Annotated in this window: 19 protein-coding genes and 5 tRNA genes; 19 read left to right on the top strand and 5 right to left on the bottom strand. The window is 56.8% G+C overall.

Going from position 1 to position 21,379, the window contains the following annotated elements:
* Nucleotides 1-72 precede the first annotated feature (72 nt).
* The 19 genes from mltB (at nucleotide 73) to D5066_RS12945 (ending at nucleotide 14,724) form a co-directional block, all read left to right on the top strand.
* Nucleotides 73-1,173, top strand: a complete 1,101-nt coding sequence (gene mltB, locus D5066_RS13035) for a lytic murein transglycosylase B (RefSeq protein ID WP_176212974.1) — start codon at nucleotides 73-75, stop codon at nucleotides 1,171-1,173.
* Between the two features lie 257 nt (nucleotides 1,174-1,430).
* Nucleotides 1,431-2,084, top strand: coding sequence for a metal ABC transporter ATP-binding protein (locus D5066_RS13030; RefSeq protein ID WP_119916189.1), 654 nt, complete (start codon nucleotides 1,431-1,433; stop codon nucleotides 2,082-2,084).
* The gene (locus D5066_RS13025; RefSeq protein ID WP_119916188.1) at nucleotides 2,081-2,941 is read left to right on the top strand and encodes a metal ABC transporter permease; all 861 of its coding nucleotides are present in this window, start codon (nucleotides 2,081-2,083) and stop codon (nucleotides 2,939-2,941) included. The genes D5066_RS13030 and D5066_RS13025 overlap by 4 nt, the downstream gene beginning before the upstream one ends.
* A 14-nt stretch (nucleotides 2,942-2,955) precedes the next feature.
* On the top strand, nucleotides 2,956-3,834 hold the full coding sequence (locus tag D5066_RS13020; protein WP_080330183.1) for a metal ABC transporter substrate-binding protein: 879 nt from the start codon (nucleotides 2,956-2,958) through the stop codon (nucleotides 3,832-3,834).
* A gap of 129 nt (nucleotides 3,835-3,963) precedes the next feature.
* Entirely contained in the window at nucleotides 3,964-4,461 is a 498-nt protein-coding gene (pncC, locus tag D5066_RS13015; protein ID WP_080330184.1) for a nicotinamide-nucleotide amidase, read from the top strand.
* Nucleotides 4,462-4,550: 89 nt separating this feature from the next.
* The gene (recA, locus tag D5066_RS13010; protein WP_028014189.1) at nucleotides 4,551-5,609 is read left to right on the top strand and encodes a recombinase RecA; all 1,059 of its coding nucleotides are present in this window, start codon (nucleotides 4,551-4,553) and stop codon (nucleotides 5,607-5,609) included.
* A 68-nt stretch (nucleotides 5,610-5,677) separates the two neighbouring features.
* Complete coding sequence (gene recX, locus D5066_RS13005) at nucleotides 5,678-6,178, top strand: recombination regulator RecX (protein ID WP_119916187.1); 501 nt, start codon at nucleotides 5,678-5,680, stop codon at nucleotides 6,176-6,178.
* Nucleotides 6,179-6,309: 131 nt separating this feature from the next.
* The gene (alaS, locus tag D5066_RS13000) at nucleotides 6,310-8,937 is read left to right on the top strand and encodes an alanine--tRNA ligase (RefSeq protein ID WP_080330186.1); all 2,628 of its coding nucleotides are present in this window, start codon (nucleotides 6,310-6,312) and stop codon (nucleotides 8,935-8,937) included.
* 241 nt (nucleotides 8,938-9,178) lie between these two features.
* Nucleotides 9,179-9,364 (top strand): carbon storage regulator CsrA, encoded by a 186-nt coding sequence (gene csrA / locus D5066_RS12995; RefSeq protein WP_000906486.1) that lies wholly within the window; start codon nucleotides 9,179-9,181, stop codon nucleotides 9,362-9,364.
* Nucleotides 9,365-9,706: 342 nt separating this feature from the next.
* Nucleotides 9,707-9,799: transfer RNA gene (locus D5066_RS12990), tRNA-Ser, on the top strand.
* Nucleotides 9,800-9,803: 4 nt separating this feature from the next.
* Nucleotides 9,804-9,880, top strand: a tRNA-Arg gene (locus tag D5066_RS12985).
* A 64-nt stretch (nucleotides 9,881-9,944) separates the two neighbouring features.
* Nucleotides 9,945-10,021, top strand: a tRNA-Arg gene (locus tag D5066_RS12980).
* 29 nt (nucleotides 10,022-10,050) lie between these two features.
* A tRNA-Arg gene (locus tag D5066_RS12975) sits at nucleotides 10,051-10,127 on the top strand.
* A 162-nt stretch (nucleotides 10,128-10,289) separates the two neighbouring features.
* Nucleotides 10,290-10,366, top strand: a tRNA-Arg gene (locus D5066_RS12970).
* Between the two features lie 250 nt (nucleotides 10,367-10,616).
* The gene (yqaB, locus tag D5066_RS12965) at nucleotides 10,617-11,183 is read left to right on the top strand and encodes a fructose-1-phosphate/6-phosphogluconate phosphatase (protein ID WP_080330187.1); all 567 of its coding nucleotides are present in this window, start codon (nucleotides 10,617-10,619) and stop codon (nucleotides 11,181-11,183) included.
* The gene (locus D5066_RS12960) at nucleotides 11,180-11,608 is read left to right on the top strand and encodes a YqaA family protein (protein ID WP_008499541.1); all 429 of its coding nucleotides are present in this window, start codon (nucleotides 11,180-11,182) and stop codon (nucleotides 11,606-11,608) included. Before yqaB ends, D5066_RS12960 begins: the two co-directional genes overlap by 4 nt.
* Nucleotides 11,609-11,691: 83 nt before the next feature.
* Nucleotides 11,692-13,236, top strand: coding sequence for a glutamate--cysteine ligase (gene gshA / locus D5066_RS12955; RefSeq protein ID WP_119916186.1), 1,545 nt, complete (start codon nucleotides 11,692-11,694; stop codon nucleotides 13,234-13,236).
* Between the two features lie 153 nt (nucleotides 13,237-13,389).
* Complete coding sequence (gene luxS, locus D5066_RS12950) at nucleotides 13,390-13,905, top strand: S-ribosylhomocysteine lyase (protein WP_008499539.1); 516 nt, start codon at nucleotides 13,390-13,392, stop codon at nucleotides 13,903-13,905.
* 54 nt (nucleotides 13,906-13,959) lie between these two features.
* Nucleotides 13,960-14,724: an AraC family transcriptional regulator gene (locus tag D5066_RS12945; protein WP_119916185.1), complete on the top strand. Its 765-nt coding sequence runs from the start codon at nucleotides 13,960-13,962 to the stop codon at nucleotides 14,722-14,724.
* On the opposite strand, the gene leuA is transcribed toward D5066_RS12945, so the two are convergent.
* From leuA to D5066_RS12920, 5 genes are all read right to left on the bottom strand, one after another.
* Nucleotides 14,711-16,366: a 2-isopropylmalate synthase gene (gene leuA / locus D5066_RS12940; RefSeq protein ID WP_119916184.1), complete on the bottom strand. Its 1,656-nt coding sequence runs from the start codon at nucleotides 16,364-16,366 to the stop codon at nucleotides 14,711-14,713. The two genes, D5066_RS12945 and leuA, sit on opposite strands and share 14 nt — an antisense overlap.
* A gap of 96 nt (nucleotides 16,367-16,462) precedes the next feature.
* The gene (gene emrB / locus D5066_RS12935) at nucleotides 16,463-18,010 is read right to left on the bottom strand and encodes a multidrug efflux MFS transporter permease subunit EmrB (RefSeq protein WP_028014182.1); all 1,548 of its coding nucleotides are present in this window, start codon (nucleotides 18,008-18,010) and stop codon (nucleotides 16,463-16,465) included.
* A 16-nt stretch (nucleotides 18,011-18,026) separates the two neighbouring features.
* Complete coding sequence (emrA, locus tag D5066_RS12930) at nucleotides 18,027-19,199, bottom strand: multidrug efflux MFS transporter periplasmic adaptor subunit EmrA (RefSeq protein WP_045909303.1); 1,173 nt, start codon at nucleotides 19,197-19,199, stop codon at nucleotides 18,027-18,029.
* Between the two features lie 128 nt (nucleotides 19,200-19,327).
* A complete protein-coding gene (gene mprA, locus D5066_RS12925; protein ID WP_041911975.1) occupies nucleotides 19,328-19,858 on the bottom strand; it encodes a transcriptional repressor MprA in 531 nt (176 codons plus the stop codon).
* Between the two features lie 315 nt (nucleotides 19,859-20,173).
* Nucleotides 20,174-21,358, bottom strand: a complete 1,185-nt coding sequence (locus D5066_RS12920) for an MFS transporter (protein ID WP_119916183.1) — start codon at nucleotides 21,356-21,358, stop codon at nucleotides 20,174-20,176.
* Nucleotides 21,359-21,379: the final 21 nt, after the last annotated feature.

The raw sequence follows: 21,379 nt of genomic DNA, 5'->3' as shown, positions 1-21,379 counted from the left end.
TACCGCTTCCTTGAGGTGTTGCGGATGCTTTACCATACTGGGTTCTTATCGAACCCGTTAAATGGATGTCTCATGTTCAAGCGTCGTTATGCAGCGCTGTTGCCTGCGCTTATTCTGCTGTCTGCCTGTAGCAGCAAACCTAAGACCGAAGCCGTTCAGCAAACGGCGGGCGCGCCTTCCGGAGGATTCCTGCTGGAGCCGCAGCACAATATGATGCAGATGGGAGGCGACTTCGCGAATAACCCGGCGGCCGAGCAGTTCATCGATAAAATGGTGAGTAAACACGGTTTTGACCGCCAGCAGCTGCACGAAATTCTGTCTCAGGCGAAGCGTCTGGACTACGTGCTGCGCCTGATGGACAGGCAGGCGCCGTCCGCCCAGGTGCCGAGCGGGCCGAACGGCGCGTGGCTGCGCTACCGCAAACAGTTTATTACTCCGGACAACGTGCAAAACGGCGTGGTGTTCTGGAATCAGTATGAAGATGCGCTCAACCGCGCGTGGCAGGTCTACGGCGTACCGCCGGAAATCATCGTCGGGATTATTGGCGTGGAAACCCGCTGGGGCCGCGTGATGGGCAAAACCCGCATCCTCGACGCGCTGGCGACGCTCTCCTTTAACTATCCGCGCCGCGCGGAGTATTTCTCTTCCGAACTGGAAACTTTCCTGCTGATGGCGCGCAACGAGCAGGACGATCCGCTCGATCTGAAAGGGTCATTTGCCGGCGCGATGGGCTACGGCCAGTTTATGCCGTCCTCCTATAAGCAGTATGCCGTCGACTTTAACGGGGACGGCCACATTAACCTGTGGGATCCGGTGGATGCCATCGGCAGCGTGGCGAACTACTTCAAAGCGCACGGCTGGACACCGGGTGGTCAGGTTGCCGTTCAGGCGAACGGCGAGGCGTTTGGTCTGGAAAACGGCTTCAAAACCAAATACAGCGTCGCACAGCTGACGGCGGCGGGCTTAACGCCAACCCAGCCGCTGGGCAATGTTGACCAGGTGAGCCTGCTGCGCCTGGACGTGGGAACCGGCTACCAGTACTGGTACGGCATGCCGAACTTCTATGCGATTACCCGCTATAACCACAGTACGCACTACGCGATGGCGGTGTGGCAGCTGGGGCTGGCGGTGTCTCAGGCGCGCGTTCCTGCGGCGTCACCGTTTAGTCAGTAAGTCACCTTATTTCCCCCTCTCCCCGTGGGAGAGGGCACCCACCCGCACCTGTTTCCCGCAGAAACATTTCGCCACACACCCATTTCATTCCCGCCGTTTACATCTTCATCGTCTTTCATTATTGTTATGTTATAACATTAATTTCGAGTTGAGATGTCCATGTCCCTGTTTTCTCTCTCATCCCCGGTTCGGCTGCTGCTGGCGATGGTACTCATTCTGTTTCTCGGGCTGGCCGTGCGCTGGGCGGTGGCGTTGCCATGATCGTTATGAACGCACTGGTTGCGGGCTATGACCGCCAGCCCGTTACGCGCCCGCTTTCTGGCGTCATTGAACGCGGCAGCATGACCGCCATTGTGGGCGCTAACGGCTGCGGTAAATCTACGTTGCTGAAAACCCTCGCCGGGTTTATCCCGCCCGTGAGCGGCAGCTTCCGCTGGCAGGGAAAGCGCCCGGTAATCGGCTGGCTGGCGCAGCGTCACGCGCTGGAAGCGCAATTTCCGCTGACCGTGCAGGACGTGGTGAGCATGGGCTGCTGGCCCGGAATTTCGCTTTTCGCCGGTTTCCGCCGCGAAGCGCGTCTGCGCATAAGTGGCGCACTTGAGCGCGTGGGGCTGGAGTCGATGGCGCTCTCCACCATCGATGAACTTTCCGGCGGCCAGTTTCAGCGCATGCTGTTTGCCCGCGTGTTAGTGCAGCAGGCCCCGCTGGTGATGCTGGATGAACCCTTTACCGGCGTTGATGAGGCCACCTGCAACGTGCTGATGGATTTGATGCTGGAGATGTATATGCAGGGGCAAACCCTGCTCGCGGTACTGCACGACAGCGAGCGCGTGGCGCGCCATTTCCCGCAGACGCTGCGGCTGGATGCTGACGTTCCCCAGTGGAAAACCGAGCGGGTGAGGGTGGCATGATCTGGCACACATTCTTCCAGCCGTTTATCGAATTCGGTTTTATGCGCCGCGCGCTGGTGGTTTGCCTGGCGCTCTCCGTTAGCACCACCGCGCTGGGCGTATTCCTTCAGCTGCGCCGGATGAGCCTGATGGGGGACGCGCTCTCGCATGCCATCCTGCCGGGCGTCGCCGTGGGGTATTTGCTCAGCGGGATGTCGCTACTGGCGATGAGCCTCGGCGGCTTTATTGCCGGTATCGCCGTGGCGCTGGTGGCCGGGCTGGTCAGCCGCCGCACGCCGCTCAAAGAAGATGCCAGCTTTGCCGGGTTCTATCTTGGCTCGCTGGCGCTGGGCGTCACGCTGGTATCGCTGCGCGGCTCGAATGTCGATCTGCTGCACCTGCTGTTTGGCTCCATCCTTGCGGTGGACAACGACGCCGCGCTGTTCGTCACGGGCGTGTGTATCTTCACGCTGGCGACTCTGGCGCTCTTCTATCGCGGGCTGGTAACGGAGGCGTTTGATACCGCCTGGCTGCAGGTGAATGCCCGCTGGCTACCCGGCGTATTGCACAGCCTGTTTCTGGCGCTGCTGGTGCTTAACCTGGTGGCCGGGTTTCAGGTGCTCGGCACGCTGATGGCCGTCGGGCTGATGATGCTCCCGGCGGTGGCGGCGCGCTGCTGGGCGCGCACCTTGCCCGGCCTGCTGTTGATGGCAGGTATCAGCGGTGTTATCTGCGCGTGGCTCGGGCTAAGCCTCTCCTGGGCGGCGAGTTTACCGGCGGGGCCGTCCATCGTGCTGACCGCCAGCGCGCTGTTCTTTATTTCCATTTTATTCGGTACGCGCAGCAGGCTGGCAGGCAGCCTGCGGGCGCTTTTTTAACGCAAGGGGAAACGATGAAACGTACAGGATTAGTCATGGCGCTCGCGCTGGGGATGATGTCACACGGCGTGATGGCGAAAACGCTGAATGTGGTCACCAGCTTTTCCATACTGGGAGATATTACGCAGCAGGTTGGCGGTGACCGCGTGAAGGTGACGACGCTGGTGGGGCCGGACGGCGATCCGCATACCTTCGAACCGTCACCGAAGGACAGCGCGGCGCTGAATAAGGCTGATGTGGTGGTGGTAAACGGTCTGGGGCTGGAGGGCTGGCTTGACCGGCTGGTGAAGGCCTCCGGATTTAAAGGTCAACTGGTGGTGGCTTCGACCGGGGTGAAAACCCACACGCTGGAAGAGGACGGTAAAACCGTGACCGATCCGCACGCGTGGAACAGCGCGGCGAACGGCGCGCTGTATGCGCAAAATATTCTGGACGGTCTGGTGAAAGCCGATCCGGAAGACAAAGCGGCGCTGGAGGCTTCAGGAAAACCGTACATTGCGCAACTGACTCAACTGGATAGCTGGGCCAAAACGCGCTTTAGCGCGATCCCGCAGGAAAAGCGCAAGGTGCTGACCAGCCATGACGCCTTCGGCTATTTCAGCCGCGCCTACGGGGTAACGTTTATGGCCCCGCAGGGGCTGTCGTCAGAGAGCGAAGCCAGCGCGGCGCAGGTGGCGGAGATTATCAATCAGATCAAAGCCGACGGCGTGAAAACGTGGTTTATGGAAAACCAGCTCGACCCGCGCCTGGTGAAGCAGATTGCGTCGGCGACGGGCGCACAGCCTGGGGGCGAACTTTACCCGGAAGCCCTGTCGGCAAAAGGTGGGGTGGCAGACACCTATGTTAAGGCGTTTCGTCATAATGTCGATACGCTTGCGAACAGCATGAAATAACCTGTCCACAGCCGGTGCGCCCGCATCGGCTTTTTTCTGAAGCCCCCTCGTAAAACCTGAAGCGCATCCCCATATCTGACGAGAAAGTGCTATCTTGTGCTGCACGTTTTTATGAAGCCTGGAGCGAGAATGACTGACCATGAAATGATGCAGCTTAGCGAGATCGTTGGTCTTGCACTGAAGCAGCGTGGCGCGACAATCACCACCGCGGAATCCTGCACCGGCGGCTGGGTGGCGAAAGTCATTACCGATATTGCCGGCAGTTCCGCCTGGTTTGAACGCGGTTTTGTGACCTACAGTAACGAAGCTAAAGCACAGATGATCGGCGTGCGTGAATCCACGCTTGAGCAGCATGGCGCGGTCAGCGAACCGGTGGTGATCGAAATGGCGATTGGCGCGCTGAAAGCGGCGCGGGCAGATTACGCTATTTCCATCAGCGGCATCGCGGGGCCGGACGGTGGCAGCGATGTGAAGCCTGTCGGCACCGTCTGGTTTGGTTTTGCCACCTCTAAAGGTGAGGGGATCACCCGCCGTGAGTGCTTCAGCGGCGACCGCGAAAGCGTGCGCCGTCAGGCTACCGTTTATGCGTTAAAAACGCTCTGGCAACAATTTCTACAAAATACTTGATACTGTATGACTATACAGTATAATTGCCTCAACAGAACAGAAGTCCATGGTGAAGCGCAGTTGCTTCTCCCGGCATGACAGGAGTAATAATGGCTATCGACGAAAACAAACAGAAAGCGTTGGCGGCAGCACTGGGCCAGATCGAAAAGCAATTCGGTAAAGGCTCCATCATGCGCCTGGGTGAAGACCGTTCCATGGATGTGGAAACTATCTCCACCGGTTCGCTTTCTCTGGATATCGCACTGGGCGCTGGCGGTTTGCCAATGGGCCGTATCGTAGAAATCTACGGGCCGGAATCCTCAGGTAAAACCACCCTGACCCTGCAGGTTGTTGCAGCGGCGCAGCGCGAAGGTAAAACCTGTGCGTTTATCGATGCCGAGCACGCGCTGGATCCGGTGTATGCCCGTAAGTTGGGTGTTGATATCGACAACCTGCTGTGTTCCCAGCCGGACACCGGCGAGCAGGCGCTGGAAATTTGTGACGCGCTGGCACGCTCCGGTGCGGTTGACGTGATCATCGTCGACTCCGTTGCGGCGCTGACGCCAAAAGCGGAAATCGAAGGTGAAATCGGTGACTCTCACATGGGCCTCGCGGCACGTATGATGAGCCAGGCGATGCGTAAGCTGGCCGGTAACCTGAAGCAGTCCAACACGCTGCTGATCTTCATCAACCAGATCCGTATGAAAATTGGTGTGATGTTCGGTAACCCGGAAACCACTACCGGTGGTAACGCGCTGAAATTCTACGCCTCTGTCCGTCTGGATATCCGCCGTATCGGCGCGGTAAAAGAAGGCGAGAACGTGGTCGGTAGCGAAACCCGCGTGAAGGTTGTGAAGAACAAAATCGCAGCACCGTTCAAACAGGCTGAATTCCAGATCCTCTACGGTGAAGGTATCAACTTCCTCGGCGAGCTGGTTGACCTGGGCGTGAAAGAGAAGCTGATTGAAAAAGCGGGCGCCTGGTACAGCTACAACGGTGACAAGATTGGTCAGGGTAAAGCGAATGCTATCTCCTGGCTGAAAGAGAACCCGGCTGCGGCGAAAGAGATTGAGAAGAAGGTGCGTGAGCTTCTGCTGAACAACCAGGACTCCAAACCTGATTTCGTGGTGGATGCCGCGGATGCTGAAGAAACCAACGAAGACTTTTAAGTCTCTCGTATAAAAATGAAGGGCTGCTGACGCGGCCCTTTTTGCATTTCTGATTCTGCAGGTTTTTTATGAGTGAACCGACATCACGCCGACCCGCCTACGCGCGCTTGCTGGACCGTGCGGTACGCATTCTCGCCGTGCGCGACCATAGCGAACAGGAGCTGCGGCGGAAGCTGTCAGCGCCCGTCATGGGCAAAAACGGACCGGAAGAGATTGATGCCACTGCGGAAGACTACGACCGTGTGGTGGCCTGGTGCTATGAGCATCATTACCTGGACGATGACCGCTTCGCCTCGCGTTTTCTCGCCAGCCGCGGCTGCAAAGGCTACGGCCCTGCGCGCATCCGCCAGGAGCTGAACCAGAAAGGGGTAGCCAGGGAATCCATCGAAAAAGCGATGCGCGAAAGCGACACTGACTGGTGCGAGCGGGCAAAAGAGCAGGCTATCCGTAAATACGGCGAACCGCTGCCGCGTGAATTTTCAGAAAAAGTTAAAATCCAGCGCTTTTTGCTCTACCGCGGCTTTCTGATGGAAGATATTCAGGATATCTGGCGTAATTTTGCCGATTGAACGCATGCGGGATTTTACTTCCCACCCAAGAAAACTTATCTTATTCCCACTTTTTCCAGTAGCTGGTCTGTCCAACGGTTTAGCGGTACAGGCTGGCTACGACATTTCGTTAGCTTGATTTCAGGATAATTATGAGCAAGAGCACCGCTGAGATCCGTCAGGCGTTTCTCGACTTTTTCCATAGTAAGGGACACCAGGTTGTTGCCAGCAGCTCCCTGGTACCGAACAACGACCCGACTTTACTGTTTACCAACGCCGGGATGAACCAGTTCAAGGATGTGTTCCTTGGTCTCGACAAGCGTAATTATTCCCGCGCTACAACCTCACAGCGTTGCGTGCGTGCGGGCGGTAAACACAACGACCTGGAAAACGTCGGTTACACCGCGCGCCACCACACCTTCTTCGAAATGCTGGGTAACTTCAGCTTCGGCGACTATTTCAAACACGATGCCATTCAATACGCGTGGGAACTGCTGACCGGTGAAAACTGGTTCAACCTGCCGAAAGAGCGTCTGTGGGTGACCGTCTACGAAACCGATGATGAAGCGTTTGAAATCTGGGAAAAAGAAGTGGGTATCCCGCGCGAGCGTATTATTCGCATCGGTGATAACAAAGGCGCGCCATACGCGTCTGACAACTTCTGGCAGATGGGTGACACCGGTCCTTGCGGTCCGTGCACCGAGATCTTCTACGATCACGGCGACCATATCTGGGGCGGCCCTCCAGGTAGCCCTGAAGAAGACGGCGATCGCTATATTGAGATCTGGAACATCGTCTTCATGCAGTTCAACCGTCAGGCTGATGGCACCATGGAGCCACTGCCGAAACCGTCCGTTGATACCGGTATGGGTCTGGAGCGTATCGCCGCAGTACTGCAGCACGTTAACTCCAACTACGAAATTGACCTGTTCAGCACCCTGATCAAAGCCGTTGCAGAAGTGACCGGCGCGACCGATCTGAACAACAAATCGCTGCGCGTTATCGCAGACCATATTCGTTCCTGTGCGTTCCTGATTGCCGACGGCGTTATCCCGTCGAATGAAAACCGTGGCTACGTGCTGCGCCGTATCATTCGTCGTGCTATCCGTCATGGCAACATGCTGGGCGCGAAGGATACCTTCTTCTATAAACTCGTTGGGCCACTGATTGGCGTGATGGGTTCAGCCGGCGACGAACTGAAACGCCAGCAGGCGCAGGTTGAACAGGTTCTGAAAACCGAAGAAGAGCAGTTTGCGCGTACGCTGGAGCGCGGTCTGGCGCTGCTGGACGAAGAGCTGGCGAAGCTTAAGGGCGACACGCTGGATGGCGAAACCGCTTTCCGCCTGTACGACACCTACGGCTTCCCGGTTGACCTGACGGCGGACGTCTGCCGCGAGCGCAACATCAAAGTTGACGAAGCAGGCTTTGAAGCCGCGATGGAAGAGCAGCGTCGTCGTGCGCGTGAATCCAGCGGCTTCGGTGCAGACTACAATGCGATGATCCGCGTTGATAGCGCGTCTGAATTCAAAGGTTATGAAGCGCTGGAACTGACCGGTAAAGTGACCGCCCTGTTTGTTGACGGTAAAGCCGTAGACAGCATCAGCGCGGGTCAGGAAGCCGTCGTCATTCTGGACAAAACGCCATTCTATGCGGAATCCGGCGGTCAGGTTGGCGATAAAGGCGAACTGAAAGGCAACGGCTTTAGCTTCAGCGTAAGCGATACCCAGAAATACGGTCAGGCGATCGGTCACCAGGGCAAACTGGTTTCCGGTTCTCTGAAAGTGGGCGAGGGCGTACAGGCTAACGTTGATGAAGCACGCCGCGCGCGCATTCGTCTGAACCACTCTGCAACCCACCTGATGCACGCAGCCCTGCGCGACGTGCTGGGTACCCACGTTGCACAGAAAGGTTCTCTGGTAAACGATAAAGTTCTGCGTTTCGACTTCTCGCATTTTGAAGCGATGAAGCCGTCTGAAATCCGCGCGGTGGAAGACCTGGTGAACGCGCAGATCCGTCGTAACCTGCCAATTGAGACCCATATCATGGATCTCGAGGACGCGAAGAAAAAAGGTGCGATGGCGCTGTTTGGCGAGAAATATGACGAGCGCGTACGCGTGCTGAGCATGGGCGACTTCTCTACCGAGCTGTGCGGTGGTACTCACGCCTCGCGCACCGGTGACATCGGCCTGTTCCGCATCGTTTCTGAATCCGGTACGGCTGCAGGCGTGCGTCGTATCGAAGCGGTGACCGGTGAAGGCGCAATCGCCAGCCTGCATGCGCAGAGCGACCAACTGCACGACATCGCGCAGTTGCTGAAAGGCGATAGCCAGAACCTGGGCGAGAAAGTGCGTGTTGCGCTGGATCGCACCCGTCAGCTGGAAAAAGAACTCCAGCAGATGAAAGAACAGGCTGCGGCGCAGGAGAGTGCGAACCTCTCCAGCAAAGCGGTAGACATTAAGGGCGTCAAACTGCTGGTCAGCGATCTGGCGGGCGTGGAGCCTAAGATGCTGCGTACTATGGTCGACGATCTCAAGAACCAGCTTGGTTCTACGGTTATCGTGCTGGCGACGGTGGCAGAAGGTAAGGTTTCTCTGATTGCGGGCGTCTCTAAGGATGTGACCGACCGCGTAAAAGCAGGGGAACTGATTGGTATGGTCGCCCAGCAGGTGGGCGGCAAGGGTGGCGGTCGTCCGGACATGGCGCAAGCCGGTGGTACGGATGCGGCGGCACTTCCGCAAGCTTTGGCCAGCGTTGAAAGCTGGGTGAGCGCGAAGCTGTAATAACTACAAAGCACAAGCAGACGCCATAACGGTAACGTTATGGCGTCTTGCTCACTGCGCTATCGATAACGATAAAGTCAGGTTGAGTTTGTGTATATCGGCTAAACTTACGTTTAACAGAATGTGATGCCGTGACTGCTTACACATTACGTGTTTGTCATCGCTTACTTTTTGGCGTTATATGATGGATAATGCCGGGATACAAGAGACCCGACTCTTTTAATCTTTCAAGGAGCAAAGAATGCTGATTCTGACTCGTCGAGTTGGTGAGACCCTCATGATTGGGGATGAGGTCACCGTGACAGTTTTAGGGGTAAAGGGTAACCAGGTACGTATTGGTGTTAACGCTCCTAAAGAAGTATCTGTCCACCGTGAAGAGATCTACCAGCGTATCCAGGCTGAAAAATCCCAGCAGTCCAGTTACTGATATTGTCGCGTCTCGCTGTCGGGCGAGACGCAACCCTCCCGCTATTTTTCCTGCTCAACGTTACCGTTTAATTTCAAACGCTCTCTTTTTAACCACTCTGTTACCCTAAACTCGCCCTTACGCCGCCATTTCGGCAGATGTTTTCTGTGAAGATGCCTGCAAAATCCGCTTATAAAACACCCTCTTTGCGGCTTTTACATGCGAATTGCGTGCGATTTGTGCAAACGATAAAAGCTTTTGGAAAATTGTTTGACTTATAAGTCCCAGAAAGTAATATATGCGCCACGCAGCGACGAGAAGCTCTTAACGAGTGACTCGAAGCACTCGAAAGAGGCGTTGTGTGGTGAGGTGGCCGAGAGGCTGAAGGCGCTCCCCTGCTAAGGGAGTATGCGGTCAAAAGCTGCATCCGGGGTTCGAATCCCCGCCTCACCGCCATTTTGCATCCGTAGCTCAGCTGGATAGAGTACTCGGCTACGAACCGAGCGGTCGGAGGTTCGAATCCTCCCGGATGCACCATCTATTACTTCATATTGCTTTCGAAGTGATATGAATATCGAGTAGTACAGTAGTAAATCCCGATGCATCCGTAGCTCAGCTGGATAGAGTACTCGGCTACGAACCGAGCGGTCGGAGGTTCGAATCCTCCCGGATGCACCATTTACTATTTCTGAAAGCAGTTCCCTGATGCATCCGTAGCTCAGCTGGATAGAGTACTCGGCTACGAACCGAGCGGTCGGAGGTTCGAATCCTCCCGGATGCACCATATTCTCCGAGATAACAGCGATGTCGTTGTTTTAAGGTCTGCGAGTTAATCGCAAGCACCAGGGAGGATAACGTTGCTTTAGCAACGGCGCCGAAGGGCGAGGCGCAGCCGAGTAATCCTCCCGGATGCACCATTTACTGTTTCTAAAAGCATTTCCCCGATGCATCCGTAGCTCAGCTGGATAGAGTACTCGGCTACGAACCGAGCGGTCGGAGGTTCGAATCCTCCCGGATGCACCATATTCTCCTGGATAACAGCGATGCTGTTGTTTTAAGGTCTGCGAGTTAATCGCAAGCAGCAGGGAGGATAACGTTGCTTTAGCAACGGCCCGCAGGGCGAGGCGTAAGCCGAGTAATCCTCCCGGATGCACCATCTTCTCCTTCTTTGTTTATTCCTTCGACGTTCCGTCAGCAATCACACTCTCAGTCAGCGACAAAAACCACCTTTTACGATAAAGTAATGCTTTGTTAATCGTTTAGCGAGAGCACGATGTACGCACAGTATGACGGTTTGATCTTCGACATGGATGGCACCATCCTGGATACTGAACCCACGCATCGTCAAGCCTGGACCGAGGTCCTGGGTCGCTACGGCATGCGTTTCGACCTTCAGGCGATGATTGCCCTCAACGGATCCCCTACCTGGCGTATTGCGCAGGCCGTAATTGAACTAAATCAGGCCGATCTCGACCCGCACCAGCTCGCGCGTGAAAAAACCGACGCGGTGAAAGCCATACTGTTAGACACCGTGCAGCCTTTACCGCTCATTGACGTCGTCAAAGAGTGGCACGGGCGTCGTCCTATGTCTGTCGGGACGGGCAGCGAGAGCGCGATAGCAGAAGCGTTGCTCAACCATCTTGGCCTGCGCCACTATTTTTCTGCCGTGGTGGCCGCCGATCATGTTAAAAATCACAAGCCCGCACCGGACACCTTCCTGCTCTGCGCAGAATTAATGGGCGTCCCGGCAGCAAAATGCGTCGTGTTTGAAGACGCCGACTTCGGCATTCAGGCCGCACGTGATGCCGGAATGGCGGCGGTGGATGTGCGCTTACTGTGAGTGACGCACTGTCACTTGCCTCATTATTCGCCAGCAGTTTTTTAAGCGCCACGCTGTTACCGGGAAATTCGGAAGTGGTGCTGGTGGCGATGCTGTTGTCCGGCGTGAGTCAGCCCTGGCTACTGGTATTAATAGCAACAATGGGTAATAGCCTTGGAGGGCTGACTAACGTTATTCTTGGGCGTTTCTTTCCGCTGCGTGAAAAATCGCGCTGGCAGGAAAAGGCAGTCGGCTGGCTAAAACGCTATGGCGCTGCCACGCTGTTATTAAGCTGGATGCCTGTAATAGGCGATTTACTGTGTCTGCTGGCGGGATGGATGCGCATCTCCTGGGGACCGGTGCTCTTTTTTTTGTGCCTTGGCAAGGCGTTGCGCTATGTTCTCGTGGCGTGGGCAACACTACAGGGTATGACGTGGTGGCACTAATTGGTGGAATGAATACGCGACCTTCAATCGTCAACCATTACAATTATGCTGAGTAACATTACTTTGACAGGCGGGAGGTCAATTTGATCCCGGACGTATCTCAGGCGCTGGCCTGGCTGGAAAACCACCCTCAGGCTCTGAAGGGTATTCAGCGTGGTCTCGAGCGTGAAACGCTGCGCGTTAACGCGGACGGTAGCTTAGCGACGACGGGTCACCCGAAGGCGTTAGGCTCGGCGCTGACACATAAATGGATCACAACCGATTTCGCTGAAGCGCTGCTGGAGTTCATCACGCCGGTGGACGGCGATATTGATCATATGCTGACGATCATGCGCGACATCCATCGCTACACCGCGCGCAATCTCGGCGATGAGCGTATGTGGCCGCTCAGCATGCCGTGTTATATCGAGCAGGGCCAGGAGATTGAGCTGGCGCAGTACGGCACGTCAAACATTGGCCAGCTGAAAACGCTCTATCGTGAAGGTCTGAAAAATCGCTACGGCGCACTGATGCAGACGATCTCTGGCGTGCACTACAATTTCTCTTTGCCGATGGCGTTCTGGCAGGCGAAAGGGGGAGATACGGATAAAGAAGCGATCTCCGCGGGATACTTCCGTTTGATCCGCAACTATTACCGTTTCGGCTGGGTGATTCCGTACCTGTTTGGCGCGTCTCCGGCAATCTGCTCATCGTTCCTGCAGGGGAAACCGACCACGCTGCCGTTCGAAAAAACCGAGTGCGGAATGTACTATCTCCCGTATGCGACCTCTCTGCGCATGAGCGATCTGGGCTATACCAATAAATCGCAAAGCAATCTCGGTATTACGTTTAACGAATTGCACGAATATGTGGCAGGATTGAAGCGGGCGATCAAAACCCCGTCGGAAGAGTACGAGAAAATCGGCCTCGAAAAAGACGGCAAGCGCCTGCAAATCAACAGCAATGTGCTGCAGATTGAAAATGAGCTGTATGCGCCAATTCGTCCGAAGCGCGTGACGCGCAGCGGTGAAACGCCGTCGGATGCGCTGCAGCGCGGCGGCATTGAATATATTGAAGTACGCTCGCTGGATATCAACCCGTTCTCGCCGATTGGCGTTGACGAGCAGCAGGTGCGCTTCCTGGATCTGTTTATGGTCTGGTGCGCGCTGGCGGATGCGCCGGAAATGAGCTCAGACGAACTGCTCTGTACGCGCACCAACTGGAACCGCGTGATCCTGGAAGGGCGCAAGCCTGGCCTGACGTTAGGTATTGGTTGTGAAACGGCGCAGTTCCCGCTGGCCAAGGTGGGTAAAGATCTGTTCCACGACCTGAAGCGTGTTGCCCGGACAATGGACAGCATCGACGGCGGTGACGCATATCAACAGATTTGCGACCAGCTGGTGGAATGCTTCGATAACCCGGAACTGACGTTCTCAGCGCGTATTCTGCGTTCCATGATCGAGCAGGGGATTGGCGGTACGGGGCGTTCACTCTCAGCGGAGTACCGTGAGATGCTGATGCATGAGCCGTTAGCGATCCTGAGCGAGGCGGATTTTATCGCGGAACGCGAGGCGTCCGTGGTGCGTCAGAAAGAGGTTGAAGCGGCGGATACAGAGTCGTTTGAGGCGTTTCTGGCGAAGCAGTCTTAAGCAGAAAAGAAAAAGGCCACATCGCTGTGGCCAAAATATACATCTCTGAATTCAGGGATGATGATAACAAATGCGCGTCTTTCATATACTCAGACGTGCATTCTGTAGAAGAGTTCAGTTTATTTTAAAAAAAATCACTATCGGAGGTGACGTATGCCGTTATTAGATAGCTTTACTGTCGACCATACCCGTATGGAAGCACCTGCAGTTCGCGTGGCGAAGACCATGCACACCCCGCACGGCGACACGATCACCGTCTTCGATCTGCGTTTCTGCGTGCCGAATAAAGAAGTGATGCCAGAGAAAGGCATTCATACCCTGGAACACCTGTTCGCGGGTTTCATGCGTGACCACCTGAACGGCAACGGCGTTGAGATCATCGATATCTCCCCGATGGGCTGCCGTACCGGTTTCTACATGAGCCTGATTGGCCAGCCTGAAGAGAAACGCGTTGCCGATGCGTGGAAAGCGGCGATGGAAGACGTGCTGAAAGTGAAAGAGCAGAACCAGATCCCTGAGCTGAACGTTTACCAGTGCGGCACTTACCAGATGCACTCTCTGGAAGAAGCGCAGGAGATCGCGCGTCACATCATCGAGCGTGACGTTCGCGTGAACAGCAACGAAGAGCTGGCCCTGCCAAAAGAAAAACTGCAGGAACTGCACATCTAGGGCACCTTTTCCCTCTCCCTCAGGGAGAGGGTAGGGTGAGGGTGGTTTAACCCCATGACCACAACCGCAACCTTCTCCTTTACCCATCGTCCCCTCGTTCCGTTTGCCCATGATTACGTTCACGGCGACAGCGAGCCGTGGCATCAGCACGACTGCGCGCAGCTGTTGCACACCCTGAGCGGCGTGGTGCGGGTCGATACTGCATCAGGATGTTGGGTTGTTCCTCCCGGGCGCGGCGTCTGGCTACCGGCGGGGACACAGCACTCGCTTCGTATCACCGGCAACGTCGCAGCGCGAACGTTGTTCATCGATCCGCTGGCGCGCGCCGATCTCCCGGCGACCTGTCAGATCGTGCAGATCTCACCGCTGTTGCGCGAGCTGATCCTTACCTCCCTGACGCTACCGGAATCTTACGCACCCGGTAGCCGCGATGAACGGGTTTATGAGCTGATCCTCGATGAAATTCGTCTCATGCCGGTACTGCCGTTTCACCTTCCCGAGCCGGAAAGTGAAGCGCTGCGCCACCTCTGCCAGCAGATTCGACAGTCCTCGGGAGAAAGCTGGAGCAGTGCGCAGGCCGCAGACATTGTAGGGATGAGCGAACGCACGCTGAACCGCCATTTTCAGCAGCAGACGGGCGTGAGCTATAGCGAGTGGGTGAGAAGGGCGCGACTGCTGGAAGCTTTAGTACGGCTGGCGCAGGGCCAGCCGGTATTACGCGTGGCGCTGGATCTGGGTTATGGCAGCAACAGCGCCTTTACGGCGATGTTCCGCCGGGTGATGGGAACTTCACCCAGCGATTACTTTAAGAACGACTGACGGCGTTAAGCAGCGCCTGAAGCGACGCGCGCGCCACGTCGCTGTCGATGCCCACGCCCCAGCGGCTGGTACCGTCCTGGAACAGACAGCGAATATAGGCCACCGAGCGGCTGTCGCTGCGTTCGCCTAACGTATGTTCGTGATAATCCTTAATCACAAACGGCGCGTTAACCCAGCGGCTTAAGCCCTGAGCGGCGGCGGAGAGCAGACCGTTGCCCTGGCCCTCCAGTTGGCGCGTTCCCCCCTGCGTATAGATGCTTGCCGTTAAGCGCAGCTGGCCGTCCTGCTGGCCGTCGCTGTGGTAGGATTGCAGCGCAAACTGCGGCGTGGTTACCAGCCCATAGCGGGTGCGGAACAGTTGCCACAGCGCATTCTGCGTCATCTCTTTTCCGTGGCTATCGGTTTCCTGTTGCACGTGCTGGCTGAAATCCTGCTGCAGGGCACGGGGCAGTTTCAGCCCATGATTTTGCTCGATAAGCCATGCGCTGCCGCTTTTTCCTGACTGGCTGTTCACGCGGATCACCGCTTCGTAGGTGCAGCCGATATCCTGCGGATCGACGGGCAGATAGGGCATCTCCCAGCGATCGTCAGGCTTACGGGCATCAAAGCCTTTTTTGATCGCGTCCTGGTGCGAGCCGGAGAAGGCGGTATACGCCAGCCGACCCGCCCACGGATGACGTGGGTGCACCGGCAGCTGGTTGCAGGCTTCCACCACTTCCACCACCCGGTTCATGTCGCTGAAATCCAGGTTCGGGCTAACGCCCTGGCTGTAAAGGTTCATCGCCAGCGTCACCAGACAGACGTTGCCCGTGCGCTCGCCGTTGCCAAACAGGCAGCCTTCAACGCGGTCTGCACCTGCCATCACTGCCAGCTCCGCGCTGGCGACGCCGGTGCCGCGGTCGTTATGCGGATGCACGCTGATGCACACGTCGCGGCGGCGGCTGAAGTGGCGGCAGAAATACTCGATCTGGTCGGCGTAGACGTTGGGCGTACTAACCTCGACGGTAGCGGGTAAGTTGATCACCATGGGCCGCGCATCGCACGGCTGCCAGATCTCCGCCACGGCTTCACAAATCTCCAGCGCAAACTCCGGCTCGGTAAAGCAGAAGGTTTCCGGGGAGTACTCGTACTGCCAGCGGGTGTCAGGGTTCTCTTCACACAGTTGACGAATCAGGCGCGTGGCGCGCGTCGCCAGCTCAACGATTTGTGCTTTTTCCATGCCGAACACCAGGCGGCGGAACAGCGGGGCGGTGGCGTTATACAGATGAACGGTGGCCTGCTTCGCGCCGCGCAGGGATTCAAAAGTGCGACGGATGAGATCTTCCCGCGCCTGCGTTAACACCTGAATCGTGACGTCATCGGGGATGCGGTTCTCTTCAATCAGCTGACGAACAAAGTTGAAATCCGTCTGCGAGGCGGAAGGAAAAGCGACCTCGATCTCTTTGAATCCGCAGCCCAGCAGCAGATCCCAGAACTGAAGCTTGCGGGCGCTGTCCATCGGCTCAGCAAGCGCCTGGTTACCGTCGCGTAAGTCGGTCGAAAGCCAGCGCGGCGCGCGGGTGATGGTCTGCTCCGGCCAGCGGCGGTCGGGTAATGAAACGGTGGGGTAAGGCTGGTATTTGTCGGCGGGTGTGTTCAGCATGATGCGCTCCTGTTGTCTTTTCACTATCGTGAAGTGATTTCAGGAGCGCTGCTTTATCGAAACTGACAATCGCTGTCGCGTTCTGGACAACGCGAATTAGTGCGCCCCACCGCCGCCGCCACCGGCGCCAAACGGCGGTCTGGCAAACCACACCAGCCCCAGCAGGACGATGAAGATCCCTGCCGATATCCAGAAAATCTCGTTTGCCGAGATAATCAACCCCTGATTGGTGATCTGCTGGGCAATCCAGCCGGATGCCTGCTGCTCCGTCATCCCCATGCCCTGAAGCTGACTGTACATCTGCTGGGCGTTCGGATTGTACGGGTTCACCGCTTCGGTCAGTTGGGCATGGTGCATCGATTCACGGTTCGTCCACAGGGTGGTGGTGATCGACGTCCCGATGGAGCCCGCAAGCGTACGGGTGAAGTTCGACAGGCTTGATGCCGCCGCCAGACGCTCAGGCGGCAGGCCAGAGAGCGTAATGGTGGTCAGCGGCATAAAGAAGCACGCCACCGCAAAGCCCTGAATGAACTGCGGCCACGCCGAGGCGCCAAAGTCCATTCCCGGCTCAAAGGTATACGCGCGCCAGTAGAAGCACACGGCGTACATGATGAAGCTGAACGTCACCAGCCGACGCATGTCGAGCTTGTGGGCGAAGCGGCCAATAATCGGCGACAGCAGTACCGGGATCACCCCAACGGGCGCCGAGGCCAGTCCCGCCCAGGTCGCGGTATAGCCATACACCTCCTGCAACAGCTGCGGCAGCAGAACAATCGCGCCGAAGTAGAGCATATAGGCGAGGCTGATACACAGGCAGCCGATGGTGAAGTTTCGCGATTTAAAGAGCGAGAGATCGACAATCGGGTTATCGTCCGTCAGCTCCCAGACAATCAGGAAGCTTATCGACACCACCGCGACAATGGTCAGGATGATGATTTCCTGCGAGTTGAACCAGTCGAGCTCTTTACCGCGGTCGAGCATAATCTGCAGGCTGCCGATGCCCAGGATCAGCAGCGCCAGCCCGATGCTGTCGATTCGCCGCTGTTCGGTGCGCGTCTCTCGTCCCCGCAGCGACTGCAGCGTCATCAATACCACGACGGCGCCAATCGGTACGTTGATAAAGAAGATCCAGCCCCAGTGGTAGTTATCGCTGATATACCCGCCCAGAATCGGTCCGCAGATAGGCGCGACGATAACGGTCATAGACCACAGCGCCAGCGCGACCGAACGTTTTGCTGGGGGGTAGTTGCTCAGCAGCAAACTCTGCGACAGCGGGATCAGCGGCCCGGCGACAATCCCCTGAATGACGCGGAAGAAAATCAGCATCGTCAGGCTGCTTGACATGCCGCACGCCCAGGAGGCAAGAACAAACGCTACCGTGGACCAGAGGAATAGCTTCACCTCACCGACGCGCTTCGCCAGCCAGCCGGTGATAGGGATGGAGATGGCGTTCGCCACCCCGAACGAGGTAATGACCCAGGTTCCCTGGCTCAGCGACGAGCCAAGGTTGCCGGCGATGGTTGGGATCGCCACGTTTGCGATGGTGGAGTCCAGCACCTGCATGAATGTCGCCAGCGACAGCGCGATGGTCATAATGACCAGCTGCGCGCCTTCCAGCGGTTTTTGCGGCTTTTGCTGTTGCATAACGCTCACCTTCGGATTAACCGGCGTTTGCCTTCACGATGTCATCGATCAGCTTGTTGACCGGATCGAGGCTAATTTCACGGGCGTTACTTTCATAAGCCGGGCTGCTACGCACCTGGCTTGCGAGGATCTGACCGTCGCGGTTAGCGGTATCGACCGTCACCAGCGTTGAGAGGCCGATACGCAGTGGGTGATCCGCCAGCTGTTTGGCATCCAGCTCGATACGCACGGGCAGACGCTGAACCACTTTGATCCAGTTACCGGTGGCGTTTTGCGCAGGGAGCAGGGAGAAGGCGCTGCCCGTCCCCATATCCAGACCCACCACTTTCCCGGTGTACTTCACGTCATCGCCGTAGATGTCGCTGACGACCGTCGCGGTCTGGCCGATACGCATATGGGCGAGCTGCGTCTCTTTAAAGTTAGCGTCTACCCACAGGTTGTCTGCCGGCACGACCGCCATCAGCGGCGTGGTCGGGCTAATCTGCGCCCCTGGCTGGACGGAACGGCGGGAGACGTAGCCGGTCATCGGGCTGACGATTTTGGTACGCTGCAGGGCAAGCCATGCGTTGCGTACTTCAGTCGCCGCCTGCTGAACGGCGGGCTGGTTTTCGAGGCTGGTGCCGAGCACCATCGCCTGGTTGGCGTTGTACTGTTGAATCGCCACGTCCAGCTGTGCCTGGGCACTGGCAACCGCGTCGCGCGCGTGCTGCAGCTCTTCACGGCCAATCAGGTTAGCGGTGCCGAGCGGTACACGGCGGTTCAGGTCGCTCTGCGCCTGCGCGAGTGCGGTTTTCTGCACGTCGATGTTGGCCTGCAGCTGTTTACTGTTGATCATCAGCTGGCGGGTCTGACGGACGCTGGAGGCCAGCGCGGTCTGGGCTTTCTCAAAGGCCTGCTGGGCGTCGGTTGGATCGAGGGTCACCAACACATCGCCTTTTTGCACAAAGTCAGTATTGTCAGCCCAGACTTTCGTCACGCTGCCCGACACCTGCGCCATAATCTGTACCTGGTTCCCTGCCACGTATGCGTCGTCAGTCTCTTCTGCATGACGCAATACTAAAAACCAATAGATCCCATATGCCACGGCAATAATAATAAAGAGCAAGGTCAACAGAAGAAGGGCACTTTTACGTTTGCCTTTCTTATTGGCCGGTTGCTGCGGGGTAGTGCTCTCCGCATTTGCGCTCATTGTTGTTCTCCACGATCTTCTTATTTTCACATCGGCTGAGCCGACCTGTTGTCAGAAAGGCCAGCAGTGTGACGTGCTGGCCTGTCGGTTTTCTTATATAAATCTGGATTGTTGAGCGTGTCGTCGCGTTAGCGCAGCGCCTCAAGAACAGCGCCTTCTTCATCCATCTGGTCCAGACGGGTGAGCAGCTTGCGAGTGATGTGCTCAAGCTGGTCGCGCTCGGAGGTACTGAGGGCAGACCAGAGTTTGTGCAGGCAATTGTGCTGAGGTGGCAGCACCTCACGCAGGAACTGGTGACCTTTATCGGTCAATTGCAGATGCAGGCAGCGGCGATCGTTATCGCTTTCACGGCGCTCAATCCAGCCGCGCTTTTCCAGCTCATCGGCAATACGGGTCGCATTGGTACGGGACGATCCCAGCGCGCAGCTCAGCTCAGAAGGCTGAATGCTATGGTTTTCCTGAGACTCCAGCGTAATCAACGCCATAAACAACGTCTCGTTAATCCCTTGAGCTTTCAGCATTTTATTGCGATTTTCCAGTAGTTTACCCTGCATGTGCATGCACAGGCGGGTCAGCAGGATTTCCTGATACGGGAAGTCCTCATGACGACTGGCGCGGAATTTAAGCATTTGTTCAATGGGCGTAAACGAACTATCCATTTTGGGTATAACCTCATTAATTACAGCCGATATAGTAACGACAGTGACAAATAATGTAAATGAATTATTTGTGCGGTTATATCCGCCAAACGTATGTCACCATCAGAGAGCGCCGGGTAAATCCGTGACCCGGTGAGCACAGAAAGCGTAGGGTATAAACCCGCTGAAGAGAGGATGTGGGGACGGGGGTCTGAACTATTCATGCCAATTGTAGATATGTCACCCACATTAAAATTTCTGGGATAAATGATTGCGTTTACATTAACAGACTGCAGGGCCCCTTTACACCCTAAGAGGCCCAAAGCAATGTAAAACTTAGTGAATCGCCTCCTGGCGATGGTAGCCGCGCCACCATACAAGCAGGTTAAGCGCGGCGACGATTGCCCCTATCCCACACACGCCTGACCAGCCAGCATGCTGCCACGCCGATGCTGAAATTAACGACCCCGCCGCACCACCAATGAAGTAGCTGGTCATGTATCCGGCCGTCAGACGGTTACGCGCCTCGGGCTTCACGCGGTAAATCACGGTCTGGTTGGTGATATGCACGCCCTGTACGGTCAGGTCGAGCACCAGAATACCGACGATCAGCGCCAGCACCGAGACGTGTCCATACCAGATGGCTGCCCAGGAGAGCAGGAGTAAAATCAGTCCGGCTGTCGTGGTCATATGCGATTTGCCTTTATCAGCCAGCCCGCCTGCCGGGCGAGCGCCCAGTGCGCCTGCGGCACCGGCCAGGCCGAACAGTCCAATCACCCCTTCGGAATAATTGAACGGCGGCGCGGCCAGCAGGAACGCCATTGACGTCCACAGAATGCTGAAGTTAGCGAAGGTGAAGCACCCGAGAAGGGCGCGGGTACGCAGAAGCTTATCCTGGGTGAACAGGCTGAAAACCGAGGCCAGCAGTTGCGGGTAATTCAGGTGGTTTTCCTGCTTTACCTTCGGCAGCCCGCGCCACAGCGCCAGCGCCATGATGACCATCAACACGCTCGCCACCCAGTAAACGGTGCGCCAGCCGCCGAGGCTTGCCAGCAGCCCGGCAACGGTTCGCGCCAGCAGAATTCCGAGCAGCAGGCCGCTCATAATGGTGCCCACCACCTTGCCGCGTTTTTCCGGCGAGGCGAGCGTTGCGGCGAGCGGAACCAGGATTTGCGCCACCACGGAGAACAGCCCCGTTAGCGCGGTACCGACTATCATCATCGTCAGCGACTGGCTGCTGGCGGTGATCAACATGCCGCCAGCTGCCAGCAGGGTCATAGAGACGATCAGCATCCGGCGCTCAAACATATCGCCGAGCGGCACCAGGAACAGCAGCCCGGCGGCATAGCCAAGCTGTGCAGCGGTGACGATAAAGCCTGCGGAGCTGGCGGAGAGATTGAACGCGCGGGCGATGGTGTCGAGCAGAGGCTGCGCGTAATAGTTGCTGGCGACCGCCAGACCCGTTGCCACGGACATTAAAAGGATAAGTGCGGGGCTAAGCCCTTGAGTTGTTTTTGTCATTGGTTTCAGAAATCATTAGTT

It is taken from the genome of Enterobacter chuandaensis, from assembly GCF_003594915.1.
Taxonomy (GTDB): domain Bacteria; phylum Pseudomonadota; class Gammaproteobacteria; order Enterobacterales; family Enterobacteriaceae; genus Enterobacter; species Enterobacter chuandaensis.
The sequence above is the reverse complement of the archived record's forward strand: the minus strand, read 5'-3'. Positions and strand labels throughout refer to the sequence as shown.

What these genes read in the sequence shown, in the direction of transcription:
- mltB (WP_176212974.1), top strand. Translation starts at nt 73, where the DNA reads ATGTTCAAGCGTCGTTATGCAGCGCTGTTGCCTGCGCTTATTCTGCTG.
- D5066_RS13030 (WP_119916189.1), top strand. Translation starts at nt 1,431, where the DNA reads ATGATCGTTATGAACGCACTGGTTGCGGGCTATGACCGCCAGCCCGTT.
- D5066_RS13025 (WP_119916188.1), top strand. Translation starts at nt 2,081, where the DNA reads ATGATCTGGCACACATTCTTCCAGCCGTTTATCGAATTCGGTTTTATG.
- D5066_RS13020 (WP_080330183.1), top strand. Translation starts at nt 2,956, where the DNA reads ATGAAACGTACAGGATTAGTCATGGCGCTCGCGCTGGGGATGATGTCA.
- pncC (WP_080330184.1), top strand. Translation starts at nt 3,964, where the DNA reads ATGACTGACCATGAAATGATGCAGCTTAGCGAGATCGTTGGTCTTGCA.
- recA (WP_028014189.1), top strand. Translation starts at nt 4,551, where the DNA reads ATGGCTATCGACGAAAACAAACAGAAAGCGTTGGCGGCAGCACTGGGC.
- recX (WP_119916187.1), top strand. Translation starts at nt 5,678, where the DNA reads ATGAGTGAACCGACATCACGCCGACCCGCCTACGCGCGCTTGCTGGAC.
- alaS (WP_080330186.1), top strand. Translation starts at nt 6,310, where the DNA reads ATGAGCAAGAGCACCGCTGAGATCCGTCAGGCGTTTCTCGACTTTTTC.
- csrA (WP_000906486.1), top strand. Translation starts at nt 9,179, where the DNA reads ATGCTGATTCTGACTCGTCGAGTTGGTGAGACCCTCATGATTGGGGAT.
- yqaB (WP_080330187.1), top strand. Translation starts at nt 10,617, where the DNA reads ATGTACGCACAGTATGACGGTTTGATCTTCGACATGGATGGCACCATC.
- luxS (WP_008499539.1), top strand. Translation starts at nt 13,390, where the DNA reads ATGCCGTTATTAGATAGCTTTACTGTCGACCATACCCGTATGGAAGCA.
- D5066_RS12945 (WP_119916185.1), top strand. Translation starts at nt 13,960, where the DNA reads ATGACCACAACCGCAACCTTCTCCTTTACCCATCGTCCCCTCGTTCCG.
- leuA (WP_119916184.1), bottom strand. Translation starts at nt 16,366, where the DNA reads ATGCTGAACACACCCGCCGACAAATACCAGCCTTACCCCACCGTTTCA.
- emrB (WP_028014182.1), bottom strand. Translation starts at nt 18,010, where the DNA reads ATGCAACAGCAAAAGCCGCAAAAACCGCTGGAAGGCGCGCAGCTGGTC.
- emrA (WP_045909303.1), bottom strand. Translation starts at nt 19,199, where the DNA reads ATGAGCGCAAATGCGGAGAGCACTACCCCGCAGCAACCGGCCAATAAG.
- mprA (WP_041911975.1), bottom strand. Translation starts at nt 19,858, where the DNA reads ATGGATAGTTCGTTTACGCCCATTGAACAAATGCTTAAATTCCGCGCC.
- D5066_RS12920 (WP_119916183.1), bottom strand. Translation starts at nt 21,358, where the DNA reads ATGACAAAAACAACTCAAGGGCTTAGCCCCGCACTTATCCTTTTAATG.